Annotated in this window: 8 protein-coding genes; 5 read left to right on the plus strand and 3 right to left on the minus strand. The window is 71.7% G+C overall.

The genetic code is table 11. The features are described 5' to 3' along the window. Window positions 1–3 precede the first annotated feature (3 nt). Entirely contained in the window at window positions 4–1,419 is a 1,416-nt protein-coding gene (locus IE312_RS12075; RefSeq protein WP_189981047.1) for a sugar porter family MFS transporter, read from the plus strand. A 132-nt stretch (window positions 1,420–1,551) separates the two neighbouring features. Here the strand turns inward: IE312_RS12075 and IE312_RS12080 are convergent, their stop codons facing one another. Next, window positions 1,552–2,523 (minus strand): LLM class flavin-dependent oxidoreductase, encoded by a 972-nt coding sequence (locus tag IE312_RS12080; RefSeq protein WP_189981048.1) that lies wholly within the window; start codon window positions 2,521–2,523, stop codon window positions 1,552–1,554. Between the two features lie 80 nt (window positions 2,524–2,603). Here IE312_RS12080 and IE312_RS12085 point away from each other — a divergent pair, with 80 nt between their 5' ends. After that, window positions 2,604–2,951: a hypothetical protein gene (locus IE312_RS12085; RefSeq protein WP_189981050.1), complete on the plus strand. Its 348-nt coding sequence runs from the start codon at window positions 2,604–2,606 to the stop codon at window positions 2,949–2,951. A 6-nt stretch (window positions 2,952–2,957) separates the two neighbouring features. Here the strand turns inward: IE312_RS12085 and IE312_RS12090 are convergent, their stop codons facing one another. Further along, complete coding sequence (locus IE312_RS12090) at window positions 2,958–4,436, minus strand: cytosine permease (RefSeq protein ID WP_189981052.1); 1,479 nt, start codon at window positions 4,434–4,436, stop codon at window positions 2,958–2,960. A gap of 171 nt (window positions 4,437–4,607) precedes the next feature. Here IE312_RS12090 and ftsY point away from each other — a divergent pair, with 171 nt between their 5' ends. Beyond that, window positions 4,608–5,825 carry a signal recognition particle-docking protein FtsY gene (gene ftsY / locus IE312_RS12095; RefSeq protein WP_189981054.1) on the plus strand — a complete coding sequence of 406 codons (1,218 nt, stop codon included), beginning with the start codon at window positions 4,608–4,610 and terminating at the stop codon, window positions 5,823–5,825. A 749-nt stretch (window positions 5,826–6,574) separates the two neighbouring features. Here the strand turns inward: ftsY and IE312_RS12100 are convergent. After that, a complete protein-coding gene (locus IE312_RS12100; protein WP_189981056.1) occupies window positions 6,575–7,231 on the minus strand; it encodes a bifunctional DNA primase/polymerase in 657 nt (218 codons plus the stop codon). Between the two features lie 457 nt (window positions 7,232–7,688). Here IE312_RS12100 and nsdA point away from each other — a divergent pair, with 457 nt between their 5' ends. Next, entirely contained in the window at window positions 7,689–9,167 is a 1,479-nt protein-coding gene (gene nsdA, locus IE312_RS12105) for a transcriptional repressor NsdA (protein WP_189981058.1), read from the plus strand. Window positions 9,168–9,508: 341 nt separating this feature from the next. Further along, on the plus strand, window positions 9,509–10,708 hold a 1,200-nt coding region (locus IE312_RS12110), incomplete at its 3' end, for an ammonium transporter (RefSeq protein ID WP_229899591.1).

Genomic DNA, 10,708 nt, shown 5'->3' on the forward strand with positions numbered 1-10,708 from the left:
CACGTGACCAGCACAGCGCAGGCACCCCAGTCAGGAGCCAGGACGGCCCACCCCGAACATCTCGGGCACGTCATCTTCATCGCGGCGGCCGCCGCGATGGGCGGATTCCTTTTCGGCTATGACAGCTCCGTGATCAACGGCGCCGTCGAGGCCATCCGGGGCCGCTACGACATCGGATCCGCCGCCCTGGCCCAGGTCATCGCGATCGCGCTGATCGGCTGCGCCATCGGTGCCGCCACCGCGGGCCGCATAGCCGACCGCATCGGCCGCATCCGGTGCATGCAGATCGCCGCCGTCCTCTTCACGATCAGCGCCGTCGGCTCCGCACTGCCCTTCGCGCTGTGGGACCTCGCCTTCTGGCGCATCGTCGGCGGCTTCGCCATCGGCATGGCCTCCGTGATCGGCCCGGCGTACATCGCCGAGGTCGCCCCGCCCGCCTACCGCGGCCGGCTCGGCTCCTTCCAGCAGGCCGCGATCGTCGTCGGCATCGCCATCTCCCAGCTGGTCAACTGGGGCCTGCTCAACGCCGCCGGCGGCGACCAGCGCGGCAAGCTGATGGGCCTGGAGGCCTGGCAGGTCATGCTCGGTGTGATGGTCGTCCCGGCCGTCCTCTACGGCCTGCTCTCCTTCGCGATCCCCGAGTCCCCGCGCTTCCTCATCTCCGTCGGCAAGCGGGACCGCGCCCGTGCGATCCTCGCCGAGGTCGAGGGCGACATCGACCTCGACGCCCGTGTGAACGAGATCGAGCTCGCCATGAAGAGCGAGCACAAGTCGAGCTTCCGTGACCTGCTCGGCGGCGGCTTCTTCTTCAAGCCGATCGTCTGGGTCGGTATCGGCCTGTCGGTCTTCCAGCAGTTCGTCGGCATCAACGTCGCGTTCTACTACTCCTCGACGCTGTGGCAGTCGGTCGGTGTCGACCCGACGGACTCGTTCTTCTACTCCTTCACGACGTCGATCATCAACATCGTCGGCACCGTGATCGCGATGATCTTCGTGGACCGCGTCGGCCGCAAGCCGCTCGCGCTCATCGGCTCGGTCGGCATGGCCGTCGGCCTCGCGCTGGAGGCCTGGGCGTTCAGCTACGACCTGGTCGGCGGCAAGCTCCCGAGCGCGCAGGGCTGGACCGCCCTGATCGCCGCCCACGTCTTCGTCCTCTTCTTCGCCCTGTCCTGGGGTGTGGTCGTCTGGGTCATGCTCGGCGAGATGTTCCCGAACCGGCTCCGCGCCGCCGCCCTGGGCGTGGCCGCCGCCGCGCAGTGGATCGCCAACTGGGCCATCACCGCGAGCTTCCCGTCGCTGGCCGACTGGAACCTCTCCGGCACCTACGTGATCTACACCGTCTTCGCCGCGCTCTCCATCCCGTTCGTCCTGAAGTTCGTCAACGAGACGAAGGGCAAGTCCCTGGAGGAGATGGGCTGAGCCTCCTGACGAGGTCCCCCGCACTCGGGGAGAAGGGCCAAGTCCCCGCTGCCCCTCTCCTCGTACCGTCCGCCGCCCCCGGCCCGGCCACTGCCCGGACCGGGGGCGGCGGTCTCGTACGGCCGGCCCGGCTCACTCCGCCAGTGCCGGCAGGACGCGCCGCGCGAACAGTTCCAGGCTGCGCCAGCCCTCCTCCATCGGCATGCCGCCGGCCAGCGGGTGCAGTACCAGGCTCTGCAGGCCCTGGGCGAGGCACTGCTCGGGGGTGAGGACGCGGTAGACGCCTTCGGCGCGCAGCTGGGCCACGGTCGTGGCGCCGGACCGTACCGCCGAGCGGACCCCGGCGGACTGCCAGGAGGCGTACGTCCGGGCCTCGTGCAAGAAGTGCCCGCCGTACTCGGCCCACGTCCGGTCCGGGTCCTCGGCCAGGTGGAGCAGCGGGGTCTCGGCGGCCGGCATCATCGTCCAGCCCTCGGTGCCGTACGCCGTGAGCTGCTCCTTGTAGTACGCCTCCAGCTCCGGCAGGTGCGCGCTCGGGAAGAACGGCAGGCCCAGCCGGGCGGCCCGGCGGGCGGCGGCCCGGGAGGAGCCGCCGACCAGCAGCAGCGGGTGCGGATCGGTGTAGGGGCGCGGGGTGAGCCGTACCCTGCGGCCCCGGTAGGAGAACTCCTCGCCGGTCCACGCGGCCAGCAGCGTCTCCAGCACTTCGTCCTGCAGCCGGCCCCGGCGCTGCCAGTCCACGCCGAACAGGCCGTACTCCTCGGGCCGGTAACCGATGCCCGCCACGGTCACCAGCCGTCCGCCGCTCAGCAGGTCCAGGACGGCGATGTCCTCGGCCAGTCGCAGCGGGTCGTGCAGCGGGCCGATCACCGCCGACACCGTCACGGCGATCCGGCGGGTCGCCCCGAACACCGCGCCCGCGAAGGTGAACGGCGACGGCAGCCAGTTGTTCTCCGCGCCGTGGTGCTCCTCGGTCTGCACGGTGGCGATCCCGTGCTCGTCGGCGTACGCGGCCATCTCCACGGCGGCCCGGTAGCGGGCGGACAGGGCGGCGGGCGCGGCGCCGGGAGCGACGAGGTTGAAGCGTACGACCGTGACGGGCATGGGAAGGTCCCCCTCCGGTGCTGCGGTGGAGGGGGACCATAATTGACGACACGTCAGATCGCCAGGCTCACGCTTGCGGGATGAGCGAACCCCGACCCGAACCGGCACCCGCACCCCCGACCACGGACGCGCGGGCCGAGGCCGAGCGCGGCCGGGTCGCCCTCTGGCTCGAACCGGACGACCTGCGGTGGCCGGCCTGGCACTGCTGCTGCCCGGACGACGCCGACCAGGAGACCCGGGACCGGTGCGGCCGGCTGCGCTTCCGGGCGAGCGCCGCCCTGCACAAGAGCGGCCTGCCCAGGGAGAGCGCAAGGCCCGCCGAAGAGACCGACGGACCCTCCGGCGAGACCGACGGACCCTCCGGCGAGACCGACGGACCCTCCGACGGGGGCGGTGGGCCCTCCGGCGGGAGCGGCGCGTCCGGCTGAGGCGCCTCAGACGCCGGCGGTCTCGCGCTCCCCGGCCGGCTCGGCCGGCTCGTCCCGACCGTCCCGCTCGGCCGACCCGGCCGGGCGGACCACCACCGGCTTCGGCAGGACCAGGTAGAGCACGCCCGACACCACGATGGTCGCGACCCAGCCGAGGCCGTACTCCCCGATCACGTTGTTGATCGCCAGCGGCCCGGTGAACCAGTCCGAGGTGGTGAACAGCAGGCCCGACACCAGGCCGAGCGCCCAGGCGGCCACGGCCGCGGGGGAGAAGCCGCCCCGGTACCAGTAGGCGCTGGTGCGAGTGGTGTCGGCCATGGCCCGGCCGTCGTACTCGGTGCGGCGCAGCATGTCCGCGCCGAAGACACCGACCCAGGCGGAGAACGCGACCGCCAGCAGCGACAGGAAGGCGATGAACGAACCCATGAAGCTCGTCGCCGCCAGCATCAGCACCCCGCCGAAGGCCAGCGAGATCACCGCGTTGACCGAGACCGCCCAGTGCCGCGGCACCTTGAAGCCGAGCGTCTGCGCGGTGAAGCCCGCCGAGTACATCGACATGGAGTTGATCAGCAGCATGCCGATCAGCGCGATGAACAGGTACGGCACCGCGATCCAGGTCGGCAGGATCTCGCCCAGGAAGGACACCGGGTCGCTCGCCGAGGCCAGGTCCGGCGTGCCGACCGCCATCACGGCGCCCATCAGGACCATGGGCAGCACGACGACACCGGCACCGCCCACCGCCGTACCCACGATCGCCTTCGAGGAGGCCGTGCGCGGCAGGTAGCGGGTGAAGTCCGGGGCGGACGGGATCCAGCTGACACCGCCCGCCGCGATCATGCCGATGCCGGTGATCACCGCGGCCGTGGAACCGGCGCCGTGGTGGAGCACCTTCGTCCAGTCGGTGTTCGCCACCAGGTAGCCCAGCACCAGGACCGAGAAGGCACCGAAGAGGTAGGTCGCGTACGTGTTGCACCTCTGCACGGCGTTGATGCCGAGCCCGGAGATGGCGAAGGTCGCGACGACGAACACCAGCAGCGTCACCATGTCCAGCACGCTGTTGGCCTTCAGGCCGAACAGGATGTCCAGGATGGTGAGCATGGCGTAGGCGCCGGTCACCGCGTTGATCGTCTCCCAGCCCCAGCGCGCGACCCAGATCAGCGAACCGGGGAGCAGGTTGCCGCGCTGCCCGAAGACCGCCCGCGACAGGGCCATGCCGGGCGCGCCGCCCCGCTTGCCCGCGATGCCGATCAGACCGACGAGGCCGTACGACACGACCGGCGCCGCCACCGCGACGACCAGCGCCTGCCAGATGTTCAGGTGGTAGGCCACGACCAGGCTCGCGCCCATCGTCAGCAACAGCACGCTGATGTTGGCGCCGACCCAGGTCGGGAACAGCTCCCGGGTCCTCGCGGTGCGCTCGTGGTCGGGGACCTGTTCGATGCCTCGGGTCTCGAGAGCGCCTTCGGTCTCGACGGTTTTGCTCATGGAAGAGGTGCCAGACGTGGGGGGACAGGGTGACTGTGGGGACTCTACGCGCGTGGACAGAGCCGCCACCATCGTACTTTGCTCCGAGTCCTCGTATTACGTGGCCTTTGTCTCTCGGACGAAGGTACAAACACCGCTCCGGCGAACCCCATGGCCGATACTGGTCCAGTTATGGAAACCGTCATCCTTGCTGTAGTCATCGCCGTGGTCGTGATCGGCGCGCTCGGCGGGCTGATCGTGAGCAGCCGGCGCCGGAAGCCGCTGCCCCCGCCGCCCCCGAAGACGCCCGACATCACCGCGCCCCCGGCCGAGCCGCACGTCGGCGACGAGGCCGAGACGCCGCGCGACGAACCGCGCCGGACGATCGAGGAGGTGGATCTCCCGGGCGGCCCCGCGCCGGTCGCCGTCGAGGAGCCCCCTGTCGAAGAGGCTCCGGTCGAAGCGGCTCCCGCGATCGAGATCCCGGAGCCCACCGCGGGCCGGCTGGTCCGGCTGCGCACCCGCCTGTCCCGCTCACAGAACGCCCTCGGCAAGGGCCTGCTCACGCTGCTGTCGCGCGAGCACCTGGACGAGGACACCTGGGAGGAGATCGAGGACACGCTGCTCACCGCCGACGTCGGCGTGCAGCCCACCCAGGAACTGGTCGAGCGCCTGCGCGAACGCGTCCGGGTGCTCGGCACCCGCACCCCCGAGGAGCTGCGCGGCCTGCTGCGCGAGGAGCTGCTCCAGCTGGTCGGCACCGATGTCGACCGCACGGTCAAGACCGAGCCGGCGGACCGCAAGCCCGGCATCGTGATGGTCGTCGGCGTCAACGGGACCGGCAAGACCACCACCACCGGCAAGCTCGCCCGCGTGCTCGTCGCCGACGGCCGTACGGTCGTCCTCGGCGCCGCCGACACCTTCCGGGCCGCCGCCGCCGACCAGCTCCAGACCTGGGGCGAGCGCGTCGGCGCCTACACCGTGCGCGGACCGGAGGCCGGTGACCCCGCCTCCGTCGCCTTCGACGCGGTGAAGGAGGGCAAGGAGATGGGCGTCGACGTGGTGCTCATCGACACCGCGGGCCGGCTGCACACCAAGACCGGTCTCATGGACGAGCTCGGCAAGGTCAAGCGGGTCGTGGAGAAGCACGCGCCGCTGGACGAGGTGCTGCTCGTGCTCGACGCGACCACCGGCCAGAACGGTCTGGTCCAGGCCCGGGTGTTCGCCGAGGTCGTGGACATCACCGGCATCGTGCTGACCAAGCTGGACGGCACGGCCAAGGGCGGCATCGTCGTCGCGGTCCAGCGCGAGCTGGGCGTCCCGGTGAAGCTGATCGGGCTCGGCGAGGGCGCGGACGACCTCGCGCCGTTCGAGCCGGAGGCGTTCGTGGACGCCCTGATCGGTGACTGACCGACCCCCAGCGAAGTTCCCGGCAGGAGAAGCTCCCGCCCCCGAGGTGCAGTCGGGGACGGGAGCTTCGTCGTGCACGGGTCGGTGGGGTGTGCGGGCCGGTGTGGTGTGCGGTCGGATGGTGCGTGGCCGGGTGAACGTGCGGTGGGGAGCCGTGCGCGGCCGGGTGGCGTGCGGCCAGGTGGCGTGCGGTCGGGTGGCGCGTGGCTCGGGGTGGTCTGCGGTCGGGTGGCGCGTGGCTCGGGGTGGTCTGCGGCCGGGTGGCGTGCGGCCGGGTGGCGTGCGGTCGGGTGGCGTGCGGTCGGGAGCCGTGTGCGGCCGGGTGGCGCGTGGCTCGGGGTGGTCTGCGGCCGGGTGGTGTGCCCCGGCAGCCTTGTGCGGCCGGGGGCTCTCGTTCCTGTTCGGCCCCGGGGCGTGCGGGCCCCGGGGTGCGTTCGCGTCGGGGTCCCGAGCCGTGTCGGCCGGGCGCGTGCGGTCGGGAGCTGTGTGCGGCCGGGTGACGCACGGTCCGGAGCCGTGTGCGGCCGGGTGGCGCGTGGCCCGGAATGGTCTGCGGCCGGGTGTCGTGCGGTCGGGAGCCGTGTGCGGCGGGGGTGCAGTCGCCTTCGGTTCTGAGCCGTGTGGACGAGGGCGTGCTTGGTGCTCGGTCTGAGCCGTGCGCGGACGAGGGCGTGGCTGGCGCTCGGTCCTGAGCCGTGTGTGGACGGCGGAGGGTTCGCGCTCGGTGCCGAGCCGTGCGCCGGCCCGGCCTACGCCCGCGACCGGTGTGCCACGTACGCCAGCGTGCCCAGCAGGAGCCGGGCCGCCGGGGGGCGGGTCGCCGAGTCAAGCGCGGGCGGGCGCAGCCAGCGCACCGGGCCCAGGCCGCCCCGGTCGGAGGGCGGCGCGGTGATGTACGCGCCGGGGCCGAGGCCGCGCAGGTCCAGCGCGGCCGGGTCGTCCCAGCCCATGCGGTAGAGCAGCCGGGGCAGGTCGGCGGCGGCGCCGGGCGCGACGAAGAAGTGGGCGCGGCCGTCCGGGGTGGCGGTCACCGGGCCGAGGGGCAGGCCCATGCGCTCCAGCCGCACCAGGGCGCGGCGGCCGGCCGGCTCGGAGACCTCGATGATGTCGAAGGCCTGTCCCACCGGCAGCATCACCGAGGCGCCCGGCACCTCGGACCAGGCCTTGGCCACCTCGTCCAGCGTGGCCCCGGCCGGCACGGGCGGCGCGAACTCCAGCGGGTGCGCGCCGGGCGCCGCACACGCGGACCGCCCGCAGGAGCAGGCGCCCGCGGCGGCCCGCGCCCCCGGCACCACGTCCCAGCCCCACAGTCCGGTGAACTCGGCGACGGCGGTGCAGTCCGCGGAGCGGCCGCGCCGACGCGTGCCGGAACGGATCTCGCGGATGCCGCCGATCGTGAAGCCCATGCCCCCTCCAACGGGTCCTGCGCGCCGGTGGTTACGTCACGGAACGAGACGGAAGCGGAACGTAACGCTACGGGTCCGCCTCCCCGTCGTGCCGCACGGTGAAGGCGGCGCTTTGGAGCGTGCCCAGTGGAACACCGGGGGGTATGCGCCCCCGCGTGCGTCACTCCGCCCACTTCCGGCCGTCCTATGTCAAGTGAATCGCGCGCGGGCAACCGTGAGTTCATTCGAAGGGGTGGCGAATGGTGGCGTTTCAGGGATCCACGTGGCTGCACCGGTGATCGTAGGATTACTGTGAGTGTGCGAGCCCTGGGGGCACATGCCGCAGCGGGTATGCCGGAGGCAAGTCGTCAACTCGTTCGAAGGGTGAGAACCGGCGGACGGGGAGCCGTATTTACCGGCATTCTGATAGGGCTTGGCGCACCAGGCGACAAGTGGTCTCAGGGATGGGGGCGTTCCAGTGGGCGGCAACGGCGGTAGCGGGACGAACGCTGACAAGCGCCCCAACGAGCTGCTCGGTTCGTGGTTCGTGCGCAGCGGCTGGTCCAAAGGCGAGCTGGCCCGCCAGGTGAACCGCAGGGCGCGCCAGCTGGGCGCCAACCACATCTCCACCGACACCTCGCGGGTGCGCCGCTGGCTGGACGGGGAGAACCCGCGCGAACCGATCCCGCGCATCCTGTCGGAGCTGTTCTCCGAGCGCTTCGGCTGCGTGGTCTCCATCGAGGACCTCGGCCTGCGCGCCGCCCGGCAGTCGCCCGCCGCCTCCGGGGTCGACCTGCCCTGGACGGCCCCGCAGACGGTCGCCCTGCTCGGCGAGTTCTCGCGCAGCGACCTGATGCTCGCCCGGCGCGGCTTCCTCGGCACCTCCCTCGCCCTGTCCGCCGGCCCCTCCCTCATCGAGCCCATGCAGCGCTGGCTCGTGCCCACGGCGGGCTCCCCGGTCCCGGCCGGGCCCGAGCCCGCCTTCGACGCCCGCAGGCCGGGCCGGCTCTCCCGGCCCGAGCTGGAGCTGCTGGAGTCCACCACGCGCATGTTCCGCCAGTGGGACGCCCAGTGCGGCGGCGGCCTGCGCCGCAAGGCGGTCGTCGGCCAGCTGCACGAGGTCACCGACCTGCTCCAGGAACCCCAGCCCGAGGCGACCACCCGCAAGCTGTTCCAGGTCGCCGCCGAGCTGGCCGAACTGGCCGGCTGGATGAGCTACGACGTCGGCCTGCAGCCCACCGCGCAGAAATACTTCGTCCTCGCCCTGCACGCCGCCAAGGAGGCCGGCGACAAGCCGCTCGGTTCCTGCATCCTCTCCAGCATGAGCCGCCAGATGATCCACCTGGGCCGGCCCGAGGACGCCCTGGAACTGATCCACCTCGCCCAGTACGGCAGCCGTGACTGCGCCAGTCCGCGCACCCAGGCCATGCTGTATGCGATGGAGGCCCGCGCCTACGCCAACATGGGCCAGCCCGGCAAGACCAAGCGCGCCGTCCGCATGGCCGAGGACACCTTCGCCGAGGCCGACGAGTGGGACGAGCCGGACCCCGACTGGATCCGCTTCTTCTCCGAGGCCGAGCTGCACGGCGAGAACTCCCACTCCTACCGCGACCTGGCCTACGTCGCCGGCCGCAGCCCCACCTACGCCTCCCTGGCCGAACCGCTCATGCGCAAGGCGGTGGAGAAGTTCGCCGAGGACGCCGAGCACCAGCGGTCGTACGCACTCAACCTCATCGGCATGGCCACCGTGCACCTGCTCCAGCGCGACCCCGAGCAGAGCACGAGCTATGCCGCGCGCGCCATGGACATCGCCAAGAAGGTGCGTTCCGAGCGTGTGAACACGCGTATCCGGAAGACGGTCGACACGGCCGTACGCGACTACGGCGACGTCGCCGCCGTGATCGACCTCTCCGAGCAGCTCGCCGTCGACCTGCCGGAGGCCGCAGAAGCCGTCTGACACCACGACCCCCGGTCCCCGGCCGCGGCCGGTCCTCCCGAACTGCCCGACTCGGCTCCCCCATGCCAGGTCATCGGAAGGCCCGCCGCGGCCGGCCTGTGTCCGCCCCGGCCACCCGCGCCGGAAGGTTGCGCCACCATAACGATCGCGCGGCCGGGCATCCCGCACTTCACCGACGCGTAACACGCAGGGCGCCTTCGTCACCCCGGCGAAACAACGAGGGGCTTCCACCGAAACCGCGCTGCGCCAGTCTCATGGCGCATAACCGGCCCACCCCTCAACCGACCGGACCGCTCAGGCACCGCCCGCACGGGGCCGTACCAACCGACGAGGAGACGCCGATGGCACCAGCCATCATGCTTGCGGCGGACGCGCCCAGACTGTCGTCCGCCAACACAGGCTTCATGCTCATCTGTTCCGCCCTGGTGATGCTCATGACCCCGGGACTGGCCTTCTTCTACGGAGGCATGGTCCGCGTCAAGAGCACCCTGAACATGCTGATGATGAGCTTCATCAGCCTCGGCATCGTCACCATCCTGTGGGTGCTCTACGGCTTCTCCCTCGCCTTCGGCACCGGCAGCGGCCTGCTCGGCTGGAACGCCGACTGGATCGGCCTCAGCAACATCGGCCTCACCGAACTCTGGGACGGCTACACCATCCCGGTCTTCGTCTTCATGGTCTTCCAGCTGATGTTCGCGATCATCACCCCCGCCCTGATAAGCGGCGCGCTCGCGGACCGCGTCAAGTTCTCCGCGTGGTCGCTGTTCATCGCGCTGTGGGCCACGATCGTCTACGTCCCGGTCGCCCACTGGGTCTGGGGCGCCGACGGCTGGGCGTACAAGCTCGGCGTGATCGACTTCGCGGGCGGTACGGCGGTCCACATCAACGCCGGTGCGGCGGCGCTCGGTGTCATCCTCGTCATCGGCAAGCGCGTCGGCTTCAAGCGCGACCCCATGCGTCCGCACAGCCTCCCGCTGGTCATGCTCGGCGCCGGCCTGCTCTGGTTCGGCTGGTTCGGTTTCAACGCCGGCTCCTGGCTCGGCAACGACGACGGCGTCGGCGCGCTGATGTTCGTCAACACCCAGGTCGCCACCGCCGCCGCCATGCTGGCCTGGCTCGCCTACGAGAAGATCCGGCACGGCGCGTTCACCACGCTCGGCGCGGCCTCCGGCGCGGTCGCCGGCCTGGTCGCCATCACCCCGTCCGGCGGCGCGGTCTCCCCGCTCGGCGCGATCGCCGTCGGCGCCATCGCCGGTGTCGCCTGTGCCGCGGCCGTCGGCCTCAAGTTCAAGTGGGGCTACGACGACTCCCTCGACGTCGTCGGTGTCCACATGGTCGGCGGCATCCTCGGCTCCCTGCTGATCGGCTTCTTCGCCACCGGCAAGGGCCAGTCGACCGCCACCGGGGTCTTCTACGGCGACCACACCTTCACCCAGCTGTGGAAGCAGTGCGCCGGTGTCTTCGCCGTCCTCGCCTACTCGCTGATCGTCTCCGCGGTCCTCGCCTTCCTCCTCGACCGGACCCTCGGCATGCGGGTCAGC

Source organism: Streptomyces capoamus (assembly GCF_014654935.1).
GTDB lineage: Bacteria > Actinomycetota > Actinomycetes > Streptomycetales > Streptomycetaceae > Streptomyces > Streptomyces capoamus.